The following is a 19761-nucleotide window of genomic DNA, read 5'->3' on the forward strand; positions in this document are numbered from 1 at the left end:
TCGCGGGGGACTGGGGCTCTACCGGGGGGAGAGGACGGTCAGCCGAGCGCCTGGCGCAGGTCGGCCAGGAGGTCGTCGGCGTCCTCGATGCCGACCGACAGGCGCACGAGGTCCGCGGGGACCTCCAGGGCGCTGCCGGCGACCGAGGCGTGGGTCATGCGCCCCGGGTGCTCGATGAGGGACTCCACGCCGCCGAGGGACTCGCCGAGCGTGAACACCTCGGTGCGGGCGCAGACGTCGACCGCGGCCTGCTCGCCGTCCTTGTGGCGGAAGGAGATCATGCCGCCGTAGCGCTTCATCTGCTTGCCCGCGACGTCGTGGCCGGGGTGCTCGGCGAGGCCGGGGTAGCGGACCTCGGCGATCTTCGGGTGGCCCGCGAGGAACTCGGCGACGCGTTCGGCGTTGTCGCAGTGGCGGTCCATGCGCACGCCGAGGGTCTTGACGCCGCGGAGGGTGAGGAACGCGTCGAACGGTCCGGCGACGGCGCCCATGGCGTTGTGGTGGAACGCGATCGCGTCGGCGATGGCGGCGTCGCGGACGACGGCGGCGCCGCCGACGACGTCGGAGTGGCCGCCGATGTACTTGGTGGTGGAGTGCACGACGACGTCGGCGCCGAGCGCGAGCGGCTGCTGGAGGTACGGGCTCGCGAACGTGTTGTCCACGACCAGGATCGCGCCGTGGCGGTGGGCGATGTCGGCGATCTGCTCGATGTCGGCGATGTTGAGCAGCGGGTTGGTGGGGGTCTCGACCCACACCATCTTCGTGCCCTCGCTCAAGCACGCGGTGAGGGCGGCGAGGTCGGTGATCGGGGCGGCGGTGTACCGCAGGCCCCAGCGGACGGCGACCTTGTCGAACAGGCGGAATGTGCCGCCGTAGGCGTCGTCGGGGATGACGACGTGGTCGCCGGGGGCCAGGAGCGCCCGCAGGATCGCGTCCTCGGCGGCGAGGCCGGAGGCGAACGCGAACGCGCGCGTGCCGCCCTCGATCGCGGCGAGGCAGGTCTCCAGCGCGGTCCGGGTCGGGTTGCCCGACCGGGAGTACTCGTAGCCGCCGCGCAGGCCGCCGACCCCGTCCTGCTTGTAGGTGGAGGTCGCGTAGATCGGCGGAACTACCGCGCCCGTCAGCGGATCCGGCTCCTGACCGGCGTGGATGGCGCGTGTGGAAAACCCGTGACCGTCATGCATGCCCCTAAGCTAGCCGACGCGAGTACCACTGGCTATGGATAGGCGCGCTATCGTGCAGACGACACTTACCACTTCCTTGCTTAGGAGATGCCTCATGGGCTTCGACGAAGTACACAAGATGGACATCACCGGCGACGGTGTCGACGAGACGGTCGGCGTGCGCCGCAACGGAGACGGGTCGGTCGAGTACCACGTGGACGTCGACGGCGACGGCACCGCGGACCTCCTCGCGGTCGACACCGACGGCGACGGGGTCATCGACCACGTCCTGATCGACCACGACGGCGACGGCAAGTACGACACCGCCGCGGTGGACGCGGACGGCGACGGCGAGCTCGACGCCGTCGCGGAGAAGTAGCCCCGGCAGGCGCAGTCCCCCTCGGGACCGCTTCGGCAGGAGCCGCCACCAGACTTCGCACCGCGGGCCGCCCCGGCGAGGGGCGGCCCGCGGTCGCGTCTCAGCGGCCGCGCTCGGCGTCGGAGCGCTCGACGCAGAACTCGTTGCCCTCCGGGTCGCGCATGGTGACCCACCCGGTGCCGTCCGCCTTGCGGTGGTCGTCGTGGACCGTCGCGCCGAGGGCGATGAGCCGGTCCACCTCCTCGTCCCGCGTGGTGTCGGGCGAGAGGTCGAGGTGCAGACGGTTTTTTACCGATTTGTGCTCCGGAACGTTGATGAAGAGGAGCCCCGGGTGCTTCCCGTCGGGGCCGATGAAGTTCTCCTCCTCGTCCGGGCCGATCGGGTAGTCGGGGTGCTCGGTGTAGCCGGTGACCGCCATCCAGAACTTCGCGAGCTCGTAGCCGTTGCGGGTGTCGAACGTGACCTGGTTGATTTTCGAGACCATCGGCCCACGGTAGCGGCCGCGCCCGACACATGGCAGCCGCAATTCGCGCGTGACAGACTTGCCGCATGAGCATCGTCCACCCGGTCCTGAAGCACCCCGTCGAAGGCACGCCCGGCCCCGGCGCCGCCGTCGCCTACTTCGGCATGGGCTGCTTCTGGGGCGCCGAGCGCCTGTTCTGGCGCGTCCCCGGCGTGTGGACGACCTCCGTCGGCTACATGGGCGGCAACACCGAGAAGCCCTCCTACGAGGAGGTCTGCACCGGCCTCACCGGCCACGCCGAGGTCGTCAAGGTCGTCTACGAGCCCGAGAAGACCCGCTACGAGGACCTCCTCAAGGTCTTCTGGGAGAACCACGACCCGACCCAGGGCATGCGCCAGGGCAACGACATCGGCAGCCAGTACCGGTCCGTCGTCTATACGACGACCCCCGAGCAGCAGGCCGCCGCCGAGGCGAGCCGCACCGCGTTCGCGCCGATCGTCTCCGCCGCCGGGCTCGGCGCGATCACCACCGCGATCCTCCCCGCCGGCCCCTACTGGATCGCCGAGGACTACCACCAGCAGTACCTCCACAAGAACCCGAACGGCTACTGCAACCACGGCCCCAACGGCCTCTCGTGCCCCGTCGGCGTCGCTGCGGCCCAGACCGACGTCGAGCCGCCCCGCGGGCGCTGACGCGCCTCCCCCGAGCGCCCCCGCGCGGCGGTTACGCTGCCCGGGCCGCCCGGCCCGGTCGGCCCACGGACCTGGAGCCGCCATGACCCGCACCGCCGTCCTCCTGTTCACCCGCGACCTGCGCGTCCACGACAACCCGGCGCTGGCCGCGGCCTGCCGGGACGCCGACCGCGTCGTCCCGCTGTACGTGGACGACCCCGCCCGCGCCTCCAACCCGAACCAGCGGCGGTTCCTCCTCGAATCCCTCGCCGACCTGCGCCGGTCCCTGCGCGACCTCGGCGGCGACCTCGTGCTCCGCGCCGGGGACACCGCCGAGCAGGTGGCCGCGGTCCGCAAGGAGACCGGCGCCGACCTCGTCGTCTGCGCCTCCGACGCCGGGAGGTTCGCCGCCGCGACCCTGGAGCGCCTCGGCGAGGACGTGCACGTGACGCCCGGCCCGGCCGTGGTCGAGCCCGGGCGGCTCCTTCCCAGCGGCGGCGGCGACCACTACAAGGTCTTCACCCCCTACTGGCGGGCCTGGTCGCAGGTCCGCTGGCGCCCGACCGCGTCTGAGCCGGACGGCCTGCGCGTCCCCGACCTGCCCGACTCCCACGACCTCGCGCCCGCCGAGCCCACTGCGACCGACCTCCCGCCGGGCGGCGAGCGGGCCGGGCTCGCCCGCCTCGACGCGTGGGCGCCGGGCTCGGGCGACTACGGCGAGCGCCACGACGACCTCGCCGGGGACCGCACCTCCCGCCTCAGCCCCTACCTCGCGCTCGGCTGCCTCTCGGCCCGCGCCGTCGCTGAGGACCCGCGCGTGAGCGAGGACTTCGTCCGCCAGATGTGCTGGCGGGACTTCCATCTCCAGGTCCTCGCCGCGTTCCCCGCGCTCACCGACACCCCGTACCGCAAGGGCGCCGACGACACGTGGGACGCCGACCTCACCGCCCTGGAGGCGTGGAGGACCGCGACCACCGGGGTCGGCATCGTGGACGCCGGGATGCGCCAGCTCCACGCCGAGGGCTGGATGCACAACCGCGCCCGCCTCATCACCGCCGGGTACCTCGTCAAGACCCTCGGCCTCGACTGGCGCGAGGGCGCCGCCCACTTCGCGGAGCACCTGGTCGACCTGGACGAGGCCAACAACTGGGGCAACTGGCAGTGGACGGCGGGCACCGGCAACGACACCCGCCCCAACCGCGGCTTCAACCACGAGCGGCAGGCCGGCCGCTTCGATCCCGAAGGGGCCTACCGGGACCGCTGGTCGCGGGCCTGATCCCGCACCTGGGCGCTCACGGCCTTCATCGTCTCGGTGCTCACCGCCAGGAACCGCGCCACGACCTCCCGCTCCTCGGGCGTGAAACCGGTCCACGACTCGGCGAACGCCCGCGCGAGCGGCGTGAACAGGTGCCGGTTCGCCTCCACGGCCGCCTCGGGGACCTCCAGGGCCACGCGGCGGCGGTCGCCCGCCGGGCGCGCCCGCTCGACGTGCCCGAGCGCTTCGAGCCGGTCGATGAGCGCCGTCGTCGCCGAGGGGCTCAGGCCCAGTTCCTTCGCGAGCGAGGACGGCGACATGGGGACGCCGAGGCGGGCCGCCTCCATGATGAGCGCGAGCGCGTTGACGTCGGTGCGGTGCAGCCCGTGCTCGGCGCCGAAGCGCTCGGCGTACCGGTCCGACTCGACGGTGAGGTTCTGGAGCAGCCGCGACAGGTCCCTGTCGGTGGGGCCGCCACCGTCGGTGCCGTGGGTCATACGCGCCGTCCTATCCGAGTCCGTGGTCCGAATGCAGTCTACTATTTCGATCATCGAAATATTCGCCGATGGAACCATCGGTTCGCCGCGACGCGAGGAGACTCCCACATGGCACCCGAACGACCGCGACCCGTCCGCCGACTGCGCTGGCTGGTCCCCGCGCTCCTCGCGCTCGCGTGGCTGGCCCTCGGCGCGTTCGCCGGACCCTACGCCGGGAAGCTCAGCGAGGTCGCCAGCAACGACGGCTCCGCGTTCCTCCCCTCGTCCGCGGAGTCCACCGAGGTCATCGAGCTGCGCAAGGCCTTCGACGACACCGAGGCGTCGCCCGCGGTCGTCGTCGCCGAACGCGACGGCGGCCTCAGCGCCGACGACCTCGCCTACCTCGACGCCGCCAGTGCGGCCCTCGCGGCGCTCCCGTTCAACGCCGGGCCGCCGATCCCGCCGCAGCTCTCCGACGAGGACGAGCCGGAGGCCGCGCAGCTCATCGTCCTCGTCGACAGCAGTACTGACGACGCGGACGCCGTCGCCGAGATCCGCGAGATCCTCGCCCAGGACCGCCCCGACGGCCTCGACGTCCTCGTCACCGGCCAGGCCGCGCTCGGCGCCGACCTGGGCGAGGCCTTCGGCGGCGTCGACGGCCTGCTCCTGCTCGTGGCCGCCGCCGTCGTGGCCGTGATCCTCGCGCTCGTCTACCGCTCCCCGCTCCTGCCGGTCCTGGTGCTCCTGTCCTGCGGGTTCGCGCTCGCCGTCGCCAGCGCCGCCGTCTACGGGCTCGCCGACGCAGGCGTGGTGGACCTGAACGGCCAGAGCCAGGGCATCCTGTCGATCCTCGTGTTCGGGGCCGCGACGGACTACGCGCTGCTGCTGGTGGCGCGCTTCAAGGAGGAGCTCGACGCGGGCGGCGACCGGTTCGCGGCCGTGCGCCGGGCCCTGCGCGGCACGATCGAGCCGATCGCGGCGTCCGCGGGCACCGTGGTCCTCGGCGTGCTGTGCCTGCTGTTCAGCCAGCTCGAATCGAACCGCGGCCTCGGCCCGGTCGCGGCGATCGGCATCGGCGGGTCGTTCCTCGCCGCGGTGACGTTCCTGCCCGCGATGCTCGCGCTGTTCGGGCGGGCCGCGTTCTGGCCGCGCCGGGTCGGGGCCGGGCGCGCCCGGCCCTCACGACTGTGGGCGAACGTCGCGGTCATGGTGTCGCGCCGCCCCCGCACGGTGTGGGCGGTGACGGCCGCCGGGCTGGCGGTCGCGGCCGCGTTCACGGTGCAGCTCAAGGCGGACGGCACGTCGCAGACCGACGTGTTCCTCACCGACGTGGACTCGGTGGCGGGCCAGGAGGTCCTCGCCGACCACTTCGACGCGGGCGCGGGCGCGCCCGCGGTGATCATCGCGAACGAGTCGTCCCTTACCGACGTGGTGGCCGCGGCGCAGGTCGAGGGGGTCGCGTCCGTCGCGCCCGCGGTCGACCAGTCAGGGCAGGTCCGCACCGTAGACGGGCTCGTGGAGATCGAAGCGGTCCTTGAGGACGCGCCCGACTCCGACGCCGCCGTGGACACTGTGGAGCGGCTGCGGGACGCGGTCCACGCCGTGGACGGCGCGGACGCGCTCGTCGGCGGCCCGACCGCGATCCAGCTCGACACGTTCCTGACCTCGGAGCGCGACCGGGCGGTCATCATCCCGATCGTCCTCGCCGTGATCCTGCTGGTGCTCATGGTCCTGCTGCGGTCCATCGTGGCCCCGCTGCTGCTCACCGCCACGGTGGTCCTGTCCTTCGGCGCGACCATGGGCGTCTCGGCGCTGGTGTTCAACCACCTCTTCGGGTTCCCCGGCGCCGACCCGACGGTCGTCCTCTTCGGATTCGTGTTCCTCGTGGCCCTGGGCATCGACTACAACATCTTCCTGATGACGCGGGTCCGCGAGGAGTCGGCGCGGCTCGGGACGCGGGCCGGGACGGTGCGGGGCCTGGTCGCCACCGGCGGGGTCATCACCTCCGCGGGGGTGGTCCTCGCCGCGACGTTCTCGGCGCTCGCAGTCCTGCCGATCCTGTTCCTCGCGCAGATCGCGTTCGTCGTCGCCTTCGGGGTGCTCCTCGACACGGTCATCGTCAGGTCCCTGCTGGTCCCGGCGCTGACGATCGACATCGGCAAGGCCGTCTGGTGGCCGTCCCGGCTCGCCCGGGTAAGGCCCCTCAGCCGAAAGTAAGGGACCTGAGGCCGCTGAGGCCCGGAAGTAAGGGGTGTAAGGCCGTCTTCGACGCGGACGCCTGATGCCCGCACCCGGGCCTCAGCACCAGTATTGGTGTCAGGCCGGAAACGCCGGCCGCCGACACCGAAGGAACGAAGATGAACGACTTCGACCTGCACTACCTCCACTACGCCCGCTCCGAGGAGCTCCGCCGGGAGGCCGAGAACGAGCGCCAGGCCCGCCGCCTCCTCAAGGCCGCGAAGGAGACCCGCCGCGCCGGGACGCACGTCCGCCACAGCGGCGTCGCCGACCGCGTCGCCCGGGCCCTGGGCCTGCGCCACGAGGACGGGCACGCCGGGGCGGACGCCGCCTCCGCCGAAACCGACCGGGCCGCCGTGTCCTAAGGCCGTGTCATGATTGCAGACATGCCGCGCCTAGGTTCCGACCTCCCGCTCTTCGCCCGCGACGCCGAGCTCGCCGCGCTGCGCGACGCGCTCGACGCCGCGAAGAACGGAAGGCCCGCGACCGTCCTGGTCTCGGGGGACGCGGGGGTCGGCAAGACCCGGCTCCTCCACGAGTTCAACGACAACGCCGGTGACGGTGTCCTCACCGTCACCGGCCACTGCCTCGACACGGCCGACTCCGCACTGCCCTACCTCCCCTTCGCCGAGATCACCGGCACCCTCGCCCGCGACCAACCCGAGCTCGTCGCCGCCCACCCCGGCCTGCGCCCCCTCCTCCCCGGCCACCCCGCCTCCGACGGCGACCTCGGCCGCCTCGGCCTGTTCGAGGCGTTCCACGCCGCGCTCGCCGACCTCGCCGCGGACCGCACCGTCGTCCTCACCCTCGAAGACCTCCACTGGGCCGACCGCTCCAGCCGCGACCTCCTCGCGTTCCTCACCTCCCGGCTCACCGGCCAGCGCCTCCTCATCCTCGGCTCCTACCGCGCCGACGCCGTCCACCGCGGCCACCCGCTGCGCCCGCTCCTGGCCGAGCTCGTGCGCCTCCCCGCGGTCCAGCGCCTCCAGATCGACCCGTTCGACTCCCAGCACGCCGCCGACTTCGTGCGCGAGCTGAACACCGGGCTCGACGAGGTCATCGTCTCCAAGATCGCCGCCGCCTCCGAGGGGAACGCGTTCCTCGCCGAGGAGCTCGCCGCGGCCGAGACCCACACCGTCACGTTCGAGCTCGCGGAGGTCCTCCTGGCCCGCCTCGAACGGCTCCCCGAAGCGTCCCGGCAGGTCGTGCGCCTCGCGTCGGTCCTGGGCCGCCGCTTCACGTACGCGCGGCTCAACGCCGCCGCCTGGTCGATGCTCGACGAGAACGGCCTGCGGCACGAGCGCGAGCTCGACGAGGCCCTGCGCGCGGCGATCTCGCACGGCATCATCGTGCAGAAGAGCGCCGACACGTACGCGTTCCGCCATGCCCTCCTCGGCGAGGCCGTCTACTCCGACCTCCTTCCGGGCGAGCGAATCCGCTACCACCAGAAGATCGCCGAGTCCCTCGCCGGGGACCACGGCAAGGGCGCCGAGGCCGAGCTCGCCCACCACGCCTACGAGTCCGGGGACCTGCGCTGCGCCCTGAGCGCGTCGGTGCGCGCGGCCGACGAGGCCGTGGAGCTCGCCGCGCCCGCCGAGGCGCTCCTGCACCTGGAGCGGGCCCTGGCCCTGTTCGAGCGGGTCCCGGCCCCGCAGCGGCCCGTCGGGATCACCGAGCTGCGGCTGACCACGCGCGCCGCCGCGAACGCCGACGCCTCGGGCGAGATCAAACGCGCCCAGTCGTACTCGGCAGCCGCGGTCCGCCTCGCCGACGCCTCCGGGGACCCGATCCTCGGCGCGTCCACGCGCCGCAAGTACGCCAAGCACCTCCTCACCATCGAGGGCGATGAAGCCCAGGCGCACCGGGTCGCCTGGGAGGCTTGGGAACTGGTCAAGGACGAGGGCCCCCGCGCGGTGAAGGCGTGGGCGCAGGCCGTCGTCGCCCGCACCGTCTACGCCAACCGGCTCCACGAGGACGCCGCCGCGTGGACCGCCGCGGCGATGGACACCGCGGACGCCGTCCTCGCCGAGTCCGAGGACCCCGACGAGCTCTCGGCGGCCCGCGCCGCGAAGGCCGACGCGATCCTCACCGACAGCCTCGCGGCGTTCCGCCGCTCCGAGCTGACCGTCGAGCAGTCGATCGCCCGCAGCGACGAGGCCCTCGGCCTGGTCCGCGGCCTCGACTGGCACGAGGTGGAGCTGCGCGGCCACTTCAACAACGGCCTGGTCCTGGTGGAGGCCGCGCGCATCGCCGAGGCGCTCGTGCACTTCGACCGCGGCATGGACCGGGGCCGGCGCACCGGCGACAAGTGGGGCGGCTTCGGCGTGGAGATCGCCGTCCGCCAGGTCATCTGCAACTACATGCTCGGGCGCTGGGGCGCCGTCGACGCGAACGGGGAGATGGCCTCCAGCGTCCTCCCCGGCGTCGTCCTCACCCGCCTCGCCGCCGCGGTCCTCCTCGTGGACGTGGCCCGCGGCCGCTTCGAGACCGCCGACCGGCGCCTCGACTACCTCGCCGACCGGTGGCAGCTCGACGGCCAGGTCCTCGCGCTCGCGACCCTGTGCGGCGCCGAGCTCGACCGCTGGCGCCACCGGCCCGCCGACGCGCTGCGCCGCGTCGAGCGCGCCACCGAGCTCATGACCCGCATGCGCGGGTACTACCTCGCCGGGGTGTCGGTGTGCGCCGCCGGGGTCGGCGCCGCCGCCGACCTCGCGCACTCGCTGCGCCGCGACGGCGACGCCGCGGGCGCGAAGGACGCGGTCGCCGCGGGCGAGCGACTCGCCGAGCGCGGCCGGTTCTTCGTCGAGCACGGCCGGCCGATGTCGGGGCGCCTCGGCCCCGAAGGGATCGCGTGGGTCGCGCAGCTCGAAGCCGAGGCCACCCGCCTGTACGGCGACGGCGACCCCGAGAAGTGGCTCGCGGCCGCAGACGCGTTCGACTACCGGATCGCCCTCGCCGCCGAGAACCCTGCGGCCGCAAGGGAACCCGCGGCCGACCCGGTCCCGCGCCTGACCGACCAGGAGCGCCTGGACCTGGCCCTGACCGACCCGCTCGCCTCCTCGACCCTCGCGATGATCGAGAACGGTCCCGCCGCGCCCGCGCGGGACTGGGCCGAGCCGTACCGGCAGGCGTACGCCCGCTGGCGCCTCGCCGAGGCGCTCCTGGCGTCACCGGGCGCCGACGCGCGCCTGAAGGCCGCGGAGGCGCTCGTCGCCGCGAAGCGCACCGCAATCGAGCTGGGCGCCGAACCGCTCCGCAAGGAGCTGTGCGAGCTCGCCGAGCGGGCCCGCCTCGACACGGCCATGCCCACCTCGACCCCGTTGACCCCCAGGGAGCTCGCGGTCCTGCGCCTGGTCGCGCGGGGGCTGACGAACCGCCAGATCGGCGCCGAGCTGTTCATCTCCGAGAAGACCGTGAGCGTCCACCTGTCGCGGGCCATGGCGAAACTCGAAGTCGCCGGCCGCGCCGCAGCGGTGAACGCCGCCCACATCCGCGGCTACCTCGCCGAGGAATGAGACCTGCGGTCCAAGGCTGCCGCGGCCAGGCAGCCCGGGACCGGAACGAGTACGACGCAGAGGCCTTGGTTCGGTGTGCTGGTCGGCGGAGGGTGGGCATGGGGAGGGGGGAGGGGGCCCCGGAACCGCTCCATCCGTAGGTATCGATACTGAAGGTTGACTCCGGTCGGCCGCGTAGTCCCCACGGAGTACGGGCATTGCCTCCCGCGGCCCGATGCACCGGGCCCTTCCCGCAACGAACATTGCGTTCATGAAGCGGCGTAAAGCACTGAAGTGGACCCTCATCGGTGTCGGCGGCGGCGTGGGCGTGATCGCGCTCGGCGGCGGCGGGACCGTCGCCTACCTGTGGAGCAGCGCGAAGCTCGACACCGCAGGGAAGGTCGACTTCGACAACCCCCTCGCGATCCCCCCGCTCGCGGAGTCCGCGGACGACCCCTCCGGCGCCCGCGTGTTCAACCTCGACATCAAGTCCGGCACCACCGCCCTCAAACAGGGCGCCGAGACCGAGACCTGGGGCGTCAACGGGAACTTCCTCGGCCCCACCATCCGCGCCAGGCGCGGCGAGGAGATCGCGTTCTCCGTGTACAACGGCCTCGACGAGGGCACCTCGATCCACTGGCACGGCATGCACCTGCCCGCCGTCATGGACGGCGGCCCCCACCAGGAGGTGGAACCCGGCGGCGACTGGACCCCGCAGTGGACCCTGAACCAGCCCGCCGCGACCCTCTGGTACCACCCGCACCCCCACGGCCGCACTGCCCACCACGTCTACAAGGGACTCGCGGGGATGTTCATCATCGACGACGAGGAGTCCGAGGCCCTGCCCCTGCCCGCCACCTACGGCGTCGACGACGTCCCCCTCATCGTCCAGGACCGCAACTTCAACGGCGACAACCAGTTCGAGGACGGCGGCTCCTTCATGAGCATGCAGGGCATCCTCGGCGACGAGATCATGGTCAACGGGACCCTCGGCCCCTACTTCGACGTCACCACCCGTCTCGTGCGCCTGCGCCTGCTCAACGGCTCGGTCTCGCGCCTCTACAACTTCGGGTTCAGCGACGACCGCCCGTTCCGGCTCATCGCCACCGACGGCGGTCTCCTCCCCGAACCGTGGGAGACCGACCGCCTCCAGCTCTCACCCGGCGAGCGCGCCGAGATCGTCGTCGCCTTCGAGCCCGGCGAGACCGCGGTCCTGCGCTCCCACCCCGCCGCCGAGGGCTACACGGGCCCGCTCGCCCGCGTCAACGGCGGCGACGACCTCCTCGACGTCTGCCAGTTCCGGGCCGCCGACGCGCTCGCCGACGAGACCTCCGTCCCCGACGCGCTCGGCGCCGCCCCCGACGTCGACCCCGCCGAGGCCGCCCAGGAGCGCTCCTTCTCCCTCTCCGGCTTCAGCCAGATCAACGGCGAGGCGATGGACCTGGCGCGCATCGACTTCGGCGTCCAGGAGGGCACCGTCGAGGTGTGGGAGGTGACCAACGCCGACGGGTACATGCACAGCTTCCACGTCCACGACGTCCAGTTCCGGGTCCTCGACGTGGACGGCGCCGAGCCGCCCCCGCAGCTCCTCGGCTGGAAGGACACCGTCCAGCTCGTCCCGCAGCGCAAGTACCGCCTGGCCATGCGGTTCGCCGACTACACCGACCCCAACCTGCCGTACATGTTCCACTGCCACATCCTCGCCCACGAGGACTCCGGCATGATGGGCCAGTTCGTGGTCCTCGGCGAAGGCGAGGAGATCGGCGAGGTCCCCGCGCCCGCCCACGCCGCGCACGGCTGACAAGACAGCGGCGCCGGGCCGGACGGGCACCCGTAGGCACCACGGAGTCCGGCCCGGCGCCGCCCTGAAGACCTTGCGGGCGTCGGGCATCGGGGCACCGCGCCGCAGCGCCCCGGGGGAGGTCCTAGAGGCTGGCGGCCGCGATGTGCTTGGCGATCGCGGGCAGGTCCACGTTCTCCTTGAACTCGAACCGGACCTTGCCGAGCCCGGAGAACCACAGGTCCAGTTCGCCGTCGTTGTCCATGAGGCCGTCGGTCTCCACCGAGTACGCCTGGATCTTGCTGAAGGGGAGGGTCGTGTAGTCCTTCTTGCGGCCGGTGATGCCCTGGACGTTCACGGCGATGATGCGCTTGTTCGTGAAGACGATGAAGTCGCGCACGCCCTCGAACGTCAGCGCGACCTCTTCGCCGTCGACCAGCAGTGGGGTGACCTCGTCGCGGAAGCCGGGGTCGTCGGTGAGCTTGAGCTTGAAAACCGAACCATTCTCGAAATCGATCATGCGGGCAGGATACAGACTCCGCCCAACGGGACCGCTAACGCGGATACTCCTGCGCCGCAAGGGCCGTCGCCTGCGCTACGACCACTTTGAGCGGCCTTCCGAGCACGGCCGCCGCGGCGGCAGCGTCCTCGTACTCGACCGACGCGTTGACGACCTCGCCGCCTTCGAGCGCGATCTTCACCCCGATCGACTGACCGTCCACATCGACGTGCGCGTACCGGCGTTCGAGCGCGTACTTGTCGATCTCGTACGAGCGCATCCCGATCGTCGTCGTGTGCCGCACCAGCGCCGACCGCACCGCGGCCACCGCCTCGGCCCGGCACAGCACGTGCACCGTGTGCGCGGGACGGCCCTTCTTCATGAGGATCGGCGTCAGCCACGCATCCGACGCCCCCGCCTCCAGCAGCGCGGCGAGGGCCGCCGGCCACAGCCGCGGATCGAGGTCGTCCACGTTCGTCTCGATGACCACGGGCTTCGCCCCGGCACTGCCGACGCCGTGGTCCTGTGGATCGCGGACCGCTTGGGGCGCATGGCCATCGCTGTGGGCGTGAACGGTGCCGTGATCGTGGCCGTGGGCCTGTTCGTCGCGGTGGTCGTGAGCATCGCCGTGCCCGTGCCCGTGCCCGTGCCCGTGCTCCTGCGCCTCGGCCCCGGCGCGGTGGACGTGCGCGTGCGCCGCCCGGCGGACCGGTGCGACCTCGCGGCCGATCACGATCCGCAGCAGGTTCGCCCGCTCCTGCGGGTCGCGCCCGCCGGCGCCGACGCCCACCCGCTCCACGACCATCTCCGGCAGCGGCCCGTACGCCGAGGCCGCGGCCGCGATGATCGCCGCGCCCGTCGGCGTGCACGCCTCGTACGGCACCGCGCCCACCACCGGCGCGCCCGAATCGGCGAGGACCCGCAGCACCGCCGGGGCGGGCAGCGGGATCGACCCGTGCGAACCGCGCGTCGTGCCGCCCCCGAGCGTCACGGTCGAGGCCGTCACCCTGGTCGCGCCCAGCGACGCCAGGCCCGCGGCCGCGCCCACGATGTCCGCGATCGAGTCGAGCGCCCCCACCTCGTGGAAGTGCACGTCCTCCGCGTCGATCCCGTGCGCCGCGGCCTCGGCCGCCGCCAGCCGCGCGAACGCGCCCAGCGCCAGCTTCCGGGCCGCCTCGTCCAGGTCCGCGCCTTCGAGCATCCCCCGGATCGACCGCCAGCGGCGATCGTTCGCGGCCTCCGGAACCTCCACGTCGACCTTCGTGCCCGCGAGCCCATGCCGGGCGACCCGCTTGGCGCGCAACCGGACCGGCTCGGTCCCGAGCGAGTCCACGGCCGCCTGCATGAGTTCGAGCGGCACCCCCGCGTCCGCGAGGGCTCCCAGGACCATGTCGCCCGAGGCGCCCGCCGAGCAGTCGAGCCACGCGACCGTCATCGCTCCGCCTTCACGTTCAAGATCCGGGCCGCGGCCATCGCCGCCCCGAAACCGTTGTCGATGTTCACCACCGTCACCCCCGGCGAGCACGAGTTCAGCATCGTCAGCAGCGGCGCGAGCCCGCCGAACGCCGCCCCGTACCCCACCGAGGTCGGCACCGCGACCACCGGCGCCGAGACCAGCCCGGCCACGACCGACGGCAGCGCCCCGTCCATGCCCGCCACCACGATCACGCAGACCGCCTCCCGCAGCTCCGGCAGCTTGTCGAGCAGCCGGTGCAGCCCGGCCACGCCCACATCGGCGACCAGCCGCGTGTCGAGGCCGTTCGCGCGGGCCGTGACCACGGCCTCCTGCGCCACCGGCAGGTCCGAGGTCCCCGCGCACACCACCGCGAGCGGCCCCGACTCCGCGGCCGGGAAGTCGCCGACCGCGCACACGCCCGCCTCGACGAGCACCGGCTCGCCCGCGAACCGCTCCCGCACGGCCGCCGCGCACGCCTCGTCGCAGCGGGTCGCGACCGCGACCCGCCCCGGGTGGGCCTCGCGCAGCGCCGCGAGCGCGCCCGCGACCTGCGCCGGAGTCTTGCCCGCCGCGTACACGGCCTCGGCCGTGCCCGTCCGCGCCGGCCGCCCGACGTCGATCTTCGCCCACCCCAGATCCCGGTAGGCCCCTTCCTCGTACTGCACGCCCACTATCCTCCCCTTCACCGAAGCCATCCCGCCACTCGAACCACGCCCCGCCCACAACGCGGGCCCGGGGCAGCGCCGGCCGTCGAACGGCCACCGAACGTTCACCCCGATCCGGGCGTGTTCACCGCCACAACGCGAACCGGACACCGCGGAGCGACCACGCCGTCGTCCCCACCGTCTATCGTTCAAAGGGTGTCCCACCCGCTGATCGCCGCCCACCGCGGCGCGAACGAGTTCCTGCCGGAGCACTCCCTCGCCGCGTTCCGACAGGCCATCGTCGAGGGCGCGGACGGGTTCGAGTTCGACATCCGCCTCACCGCCGACGGGCATCTCGTCCTCCACCACGACCGCACCGTCAAACGCACCTCCGACGGCAAAGGCGCCGTGGCGGACCTCACACTCGCCCAGTTGCGGGAGTTCAACTTCGCCTACCAGTACCCCGACTGCGCCGGCAACCCCGAGGCCGAGCGCATCCCCACCCTCGAAGACGTCTTCGAACTCGTCGTCGACTCCGGCAAGGACCTCAAGCTCCTCGTCGAGGCCAAGCACCCCTCCAAGTTCGGGCCCCGCCTCGAACTGCGCCTGTGGGAGACCCTGCGGCGCTGGCCCGGCATCGACGTGACCGTCATGTCCTTCTCGCGCGCCGCGCTCAAGACCTGGCGCGGCCTCGACGAGGACACGCCGCTGGTGTGGATCTTCGAGTACCCGTTCCGCCGCCCGCCCGAGGGCGTCCAGATCCTCAGCTCCCGCGTCGACTACATCGATTCGACCCCCGATTTCGTCGAACGCAGCCACGAAGCCGGGTACGAGGTGTACACCTGGACCGTCAACGACGCCGACACCGCGCACCGCATGGCGGGCCTCGAAGTCGACCTGATCATCTCCGACCGGCCCGCCGCGATCCGCCAGACCCTCACGGGGTGAACGCCGCGGCCCGGGACGGACTCCGCGTGCGACGGTAATGCTGGCGTCGCGTCGATGTAAAAGGTAGGTTGCTGTATAGCTCCGACCCGCATCGAGGAAGGAAGGGGACGTGATGCCAGCAGCGATACCGGCGCCCGAGCGGCTGCGCGTCCCCCACCAGTCCGGGGCGCCCGGCCAGGTCCGCCGGTGGCTGCGCGACGCGCTCCCCGACCTCCCCGACGAGGCCCGCGACGACCTCCTGGTGTGCGCGACCGAGCTCGTCTCCAACGCGGTCCGGCACGCCCGGCCGCTCCCGGGGAACGAAGTGTGCGTCACCTACGTCCTCGGCCCCGCCGACGTGGAGGTCCGCGTCATCGACGGCGGCTCCCGCACCCACCCCCACGTCTGCTCCGTGAACCTCGACTCCGCCCACGGCCGCGGCATGTTCATCGTGTCCAAACTGTCCACCGACTGGGGCGCCCGCACCCTCGGCGACGGCACCCAGGAAGTCTGGGCGAGGATCCCCTTCCGGTAGGCCGCCCGGGCCGACGGCCCGCCCAGCCTCCGCGTCCCGCTTGTCGGACCCTCCTGTCACCCTTGTGCCGGGGGCCCGGAATCCGCGTCCTGACGGCGCACGGCCCTGCCCCGGAAGCCTCCGCCCTCCCGAGCCCGGTTGTCGGACCCCGGTGTCACCCTTGCGTTCGGGGGCCCGCGATCCGGGGCCGGCCGGGGCTCGTGCCTGCCGTCCTGCGGGGCGGGTCCGGTCACCGTACGATGTCCGGGTGTCGCACCGTCCGCTCTACATCGACCTCGCCCTGTACGCCGCCGCCGCGCTCTTCGCGGGGGCGACCGCGCTGTGGACCACCCTTGTCCCGCACGAGGTCTGGGGCGCCGTCGCGCTCGGCGGGTACCTCCCGGCGGCGATCTGCGTCGCGGTCCTGCTGACCCAGCCCGGCGCGGTCTGGCGCGGCCGGGCCGTCGTCGCGGGCGGCGCCGCGGTCGCCGTCACCGCGTTCCCCCTGGTGTTCATGGCGGTCGAGCGCGCGATCGGCGTCGGCGAGCGCCGCGCCCAGTCCGAGGTCGAGGTCGTCGAGGAGTCCGGCGCGCGCCTGCTCGACACCGGCAGCCCCTACCTCCACGCCGACGTCATCACCACCCTCCCGAACCCCGTCCACGGCTACAACCCGTACCAGCCCGGCATGGCCGTCTTTGGGTTCCCGGCCGCGCTGTTCGGCCAGCACTGGTGGACCGACGCCCGCATCTACTTCCTCCTCGCAGCCGCGGCCTGCGCGTACGGCGCGTTCCGGCTGCTGCGCACCCGCCCCGGGCTCCTCGGCGCCGGGAAGGGCCCGCTGCTGCGCGCGTTCCAGGCGATGTTCGTGTTCCCGGTGTGCGCGTTGACGTTCGCCACGGGCGGCGACGACATGCCAGTGGTCGCCCTCATGGTCCTCGCGCTCGCGTTCGCGCACCGCGAGCGCCCGCTCGCCGCGGGCCTGGCGATCGGGGCGGCGGCGGCGCTGAAGCTGTTCGCGTGGCCCGTCGCGGTCGTCGTGGCGTTCCTGATGTGGCGCCAGGGCGGCCTGCGCCGCTACGCCGCGGGCTTCGCGGTCCCCGTCCTGGTCACGATGGTCCCGGTCCTGGCCGTGGACGCGCGCGGGTTCTTCGACAACGTCATCGCGTTCGGCTTCGGGCACGGCGTGGTCACCTCCCCGGCGCAGTCGCCGTTCATCGGGTACCTGGTGGTGAACCACCTGCCCGCCGGGGACCTCATCGCGAAGGCCCTGCTGGGCCTCGCGGCGGTCGTCATCGCGTGGCTGCTGTGGACGCGGCCGCCGTCGACGGCCGCGGCCGCGGCGATGTGGTGCGCGGCCGGGCTGACGACCGCGTTCCTGCTCATGCCCGCGAGCCGCTTCGGGTACATGCTGTACCCGGTGGTGCTGCTCGGCTGGTGGCTGCCGCTGCGCGACGCGATCGCCGGGTCGGCGCACGGGACGCTGTTCGCGGGCGTCGACGTCGTGGACGAGGCCGTCGACGAACTGGAGCACGAGACGGGCCCCGGCCCGTCGATGGCCGTCGAGTGGTGGCGCTAGTCCCTCAGACCGCCATGTCGACGAAGCGCGACAGGTGGAGCTGGGCCGCCACGGTGATCGTGTCCGTGGCGCCGTTGCGGTGCTTGGCGACGATGAAGTCGGCTTCGCCCGCGCGCGGGGACTCCTTGTCGTAGTAGTCCTCGCGGTGCAGGAGGATGACGACGTCGGCGTCCTGCTCCAGCGAGCCGGACTCGCGGAGGTCGGACAGCTGCGGGCGCTTGTCGGTGCGCTGCTCGGGTCCGCGGTTGAGCTGCGCGACCGCGATCACCGGGCACTGCACCTCCTTGGCGAGGAGCTTGAGGCCGCGGGAGATCTCGGAGACCTCCTGCTGCCGCGACTCCACCTTCTTCGGGGAGGTCATGAGCTGGAGGTAGTCGACCACGATGAGCTTGAGGTCGTGGCGCTGCTTGAGGCGGCGGGCCTTCGCCCGGATCTCCATCATGGTCATCGACGCGGTGTCGTCGACGAACAGCGGCGCCTCGGAGATGTCGCCCATGCGCTTGGCGAGGCGCGTCCAGTCGTCGTCGGAGAGGTCGCCGGAGCGCAGGACGTGCATGGGGACGCGCGTCTCGGCGCTCAAGAGGCGCATGACGATTTCGAGCTTGCTCATTTCGAGGCTGAACAGGGCCGCGGCGTGGCGGTGGTGGAGGGACGCGTGCCGCATGAAGTCCATGGCGGCCGTGGACTTGCCGGCGCCGGGGCGGCCGGCGACGATGATGAGCTGGCCGGCCTGGAGGCCGGAGAGGAGCCGGTCGAGGTCGGCGAAGCCGGTGGGGATGCCGGTCATGACGCCCTGGTTGGCGCCGATCGCCTCGATCTCGTCCATGGCGGGCTGGAGGAGGTCGGAGAGGACCGCGAAGTCCTCGCTCTGGCGGTTGTCGGTGACCTCGTAGACGGCCTGCTGGGCGAGGTCGACGAGGTCGTCGATGTCGCGGCCGCCCTGGCCGCCGCCGTACCCGTACTGGACGACCTTGGTGCCGGCCTCGATGAGGCGGCGCAGGATCGCCTTCTCCTTGACGATCTTCGCGTAGTACCCGGCGTTCGCGGCCGTGGGGACGGCGTTGAGGAGGTCGTGGAGGTAGGGGCCGCCGCCGATCTTCGCGAGGTCGCCGGTGTCGGCGAGGGCCGCGGCGATGGTGACGGCGTCGGCGGGCTCGCCGTTGCCGAACTTGTCGATGACGGCGTCGAAGATCATGCCGTGGGACGGCTTGTAGAAGTCGCCGGGGCCGAGGACCTCGATGACGTCGGCGATGGCGTCCTTGCTCATGAGCATGCCGCCGAGGACCGACATCTCGGCCTGGAGGTCCTGGGGCGGGGTGCGCTCGAACGTGCGGGAGCCGCCGCCCCCGCCGCCGTTGTGGCCGCCCGAACCCGCGAAGGGGTCCTCCGGGGGCGTGTCGAAATAGGACCCGTTCGCACCGTTGGCGCCTCGCGAGAAGACGCCGTCCGTCGACACGTCGGTCATGCCGTCCACCCCCTCGGTCACCGTGCGTTCATGGAGACAGTACCGCCCGCATACGACAGAAGGGCGGCGTCAACGACGCTATGTCGCGCCGGGCACGGTTGCAAACGACCCTGTGGACAACCTGTGGACAAGGTTGTGGATAACCTGTGGATAACCCGGCCCGGGCCTGTGGACAACCTGTGGACAACAACGCGATCGGGGTTCGGATCCGGGTCGGGAGCTGCGGGGACGCCGTCCACTGCCTGTGGACGGAAATCCGTTCGTGCCAACTTGCCGATAGCATGGGGGCGTCCCCGGCACGGATCAGAAGAGAGACGGGCTCATGACCGCTCCGCAGCGCCCCGAACGCAGGCCCCGGCTCGACCCCGAGGGCGACGACCGCCCGGGTGAGCGCGCGTTCACTCCGACGTTGCTGGTGACGCTCGCCTGGTATGCGGTGCCCGTGGCGGTCTACCTGACGTGGGTGCTGTCGCAGCCGCCGGTGGACGCGAACTGCGCGGCCTCGGGTTGCACCGTGGCGGCCCGGGTCGGCGCGGCGGCCGCGGGCGGCTGGGCGTGGACGCTCTCGTCGCTCACCGCGAGCCTCCTCGTGGCGGTCCTGCTGCGCCTCCCGCGCGCGGGATGGCGTGCGGGCGTGGCGGGCTCGGCGGCGGCGATCCTCGGTGCGGGCCTGGTGACGGTGGTCCTGCGGACCGCCGGCTGGGTGATCTGACGTACGACGAAGGCCCGCGACCGGGAGGTCGCGGGCCTTCGTATTGCCT

At 72.7% G+C, this 19761-nt stretch carries 18 protein-coding genes; 11 read left to right on the plus strand and 7 right to left on the minus strand.

All coding sequences use genetic code 11. The features are described from left to right. Nucleotides 1-38 precede the first annotated feature (38 nt). Nucleotides 39-1184: a cystathionine gamma-synthase gene (locus tag ACFFXY_RS03790; RefSeq protein ID WP_382346002.1), complete on the minus strand. Its 1146-nt coding sequence runs from the start codon at nt 1182-1184 to the stop codon at nt 39-41. Between the two features lie 94 nt (nt 1185-1278). Here ACFFXY_RS03790 and ACFFXY_RS03795 point away from each other — a divergent pair, with 94 nt between their 5' ends. Continuing rightward, complete coding sequence (locus ACFFXY_RS03795; protein ID WP_359946909.1) at nt 1279-1542, plus strand: hypothetical protein; 264 nt, start codon at nt 1279-1281, stop codon at nt 1540-1542. 100 nt (nt 1543-1642) lie between these two features. Here ACFFXY_RS03795 and ACFFXY_RS03800 read toward each other — a convergent pair whose 3' ends face one another. Beyond that, complete coding sequence (locus ACFFXY_RS03800; protein WP_382346004.1) at nt 1643-2026, minus strand: VOC family protein; 384 nt, start codon at nt 2024-2026, stop codon at nt 1643-1645. 65 nt (nt 2027-2091) lie between these two features. Here ACFFXY_RS03800 and msrA point away from each other — a divergent pair, with 65 nt between their 5' ends. After that, complete coding sequence (gene msrA / locus ACFFXY_RS03805; protein WP_382346006.1) at nt 2092-2697, plus strand: peptide-methionine (S)-S-oxide reductase MsrA; 606 nt, start codon at nt 2092-2094, stop codon at nt 2695-2697. A gap of 82 nt (nt 2698-2779) precedes the next feature. Next, entirely contained in the window at nt 2780-3952 is a 1173-nt protein-coding gene (locus tag ACFFXY_RS03810; RefSeq protein WP_382346008.1) for a cryptochrome/photolyase family protein, read from the plus strand. Here the strand turns inward: ACFFXY_RS03810 and ACFFXY_RS03815 are convergent. Continuing rightward, complete coding sequence (locus tag ACFFXY_RS03815) at nt 3925-4428, minus strand: MarR family winged helix-turn-helix transcriptional regulator (RefSeq protein WP_382346010.1); 504 nt, start codon at nt 4426-4428, stop codon at nt 3925-3927. The two genes, ACFFXY_RS03810 and ACFFXY_RS03815, sit on opposite strands and share 28 nt — an antisense overlap. Nucleotides 4429-4536: 108 nt before the next feature. Here ACFFXY_RS03815 and ACFFXY_RS03820 point away from each other — a divergent pair, with 108 nt between their 5' ends. The 4 genes from ACFFXY_RS03820 (at nt 4537) to ACFFXY_RS03835 (ending at nt 11940) form a co-directional block, all read left to right on the plus strand. Next, entirely contained in the window at nt 4537-6624 is a 2088-nt protein-coding gene (locus ACFFXY_RS03820; RefSeq protein WP_382346012.1) for an MMPL family transporter, read from the plus strand. A gap of 140 nt (nt 6625-6764) precedes the next feature. Then, nucleotides 6765-7010, plus strand: coding sequence for a hypothetical protein (locus tag ACFFXY_RS03825; RefSeq protein WP_382346014.1), 246 nt, complete (start codon nt 6765-6767; stop codon nt 7008-7010). Nucleotides 7011-7031: 21 nt separating this feature from the next. Continuing rightward, on the plus strand, nt 7032-10160 hold the full coding sequence (locus ACFFXY_RS03830) for an AAA family ATPase (RefSeq protein ID WP_382346016.1): 3129 nt from the start codon (nt 7032-7034) through the stop codon (nt 10158-10160). 250 nt (nt 10161-10410) lie between these two features. Then, on the plus strand, nt 10411-11940 hold the full coding sequence (locus ACFFXY_RS03835; RefSeq protein ID WP_382346018.1) for a multicopper oxidase family protein: 1530 nt from the start codon (nt 10411-10413) through the stop codon (nt 11938-11940). A gap of 124 nt (nt 11941-12064) precedes the next feature. Here the strand turns inward: ACFFXY_RS03835 and ACFFXY_RS03840 are convergent, their stop codons facing one another. From ACFFXY_RS03840 to larB, 3 genes are read right to left on the minus strand one after another with little or no spacing between them, the layout of a single operon-like run. Beyond that, nucleotides 12065-12439: a PH domain-containing protein gene (locus ACFFXY_RS03840; RefSeq protein ID WP_382346020.1), complete on the minus strand. Its 375-nt coding sequence runs from the start codon at nt 12437-12439 to the stop codon at nt 12065-12067. Between the two features lie 34 nt (nt 12440-12473). Then, on the minus strand, nt 12474-13853 hold the full coding sequence (larC, locus tag ACFFXY_RS03845) for a nickel pincer cofactor biosynthesis protein LarC (RefSeq protein WP_382346022.1): 1380 nt from the start codon (nt 13851-13853) through the stop codon (nt 12474-12476). Beyond that, the gene (gene larB / locus ACFFXY_RS03850) at nt 13850-14539 is read right to left on the minus strand and encodes a nickel pincer cofactor biosynthesis protein LarB (protein ID WP_382346024.1); all 690 of its coding nucleotides are present in this window, start codon (nt 14537-14539) and stop codon (nt 13850-13852) included. The genes larC and larB overlap by 4 nt, the downstream gene beginning before the upstream one ends. A gap of 195 nt (nt 14540-14734) precedes the next feature. Between larB and ACFFXY_RS03855 the strand changes: the two genes are divergently transcribed. The 3 genes from ACFFXY_RS03855 (at nt 14735) to ACFFXY_RS03865 (ending at nt 17535) form a co-directional block, all read left to right on the plus strand. Next, nucleotides 14735-15466 carry a glycerophosphodiester phosphodiesterase gene (locus ACFFXY_RS03855; protein ID WP_382346026.1) on the plus strand — a complete coding sequence of 244 codons (732 nt, stop codon included), beginning with the start codon at nt 14735-14737 and terminating at the stop codon, nt 15464-15466. Between the two features lie 112 nt (nt 15467-15578). Further along, complete coding sequence (locus ACFFXY_RS03860) at nt 15579-15980, plus strand: ATP-binding protein (RefSeq protein WP_360053833.1); 402 nt, start codon at nt 15579-15581, stop codon at nt 15978-15980. Between the two features lie 247 nt (nt 15981-16227). Continuing rightward, nucleotides 16228-17535: a glycosyltransferase 87 family protein gene (locus ACFFXY_RS03865; RefSeq protein ID WP_382346028.1), complete on the plus strand. Its 1308-nt coding sequence runs from the start codon at nt 16228-16230 to the stop codon at nt 17533-17535. A 4-nt stretch (nt 17536-17539) separates the two neighbouring features. Here ACFFXY_RS03865 and dnaB read toward each other — a convergent pair whose 3' ends face one another. Further along, nucleotides 17540-19021 (minus strand): replicative DNA helicase, encoded by a 1482-nt coding sequence (gene dnaB / locus ACFFXY_RS03870; RefSeq protein WP_382346030.1) that lies wholly within the window; start codon nt 19019-19021, stop codon nt 17540-17542. Nucleotides 19022-19322: 301 nt separating this feature from the next. Between dnaB and ACFFXY_RS03875 the strand changes: the two genes are divergently transcribed. Continuing rightward, a complete protein-coding gene (locus tag ACFFXY_RS03875) occupies nt 19323-19712 on the plus strand; it encodes a hypothetical protein (protein ID WP_382346032.1) in 390 nt (129 codons plus the stop codon). The last annotated feature ends 49 nt before the right edge of the window (nt 19713-19761 follow it).

Source organism: Glycomyces mayteni (genome assembly GCF_042428885.1).
GTDB lineage: Bacteria > Actinomycetota > Actinomycetes > Mycobacteriales > Micromonosporaceae > Glycomyces > Glycomyces mayteni.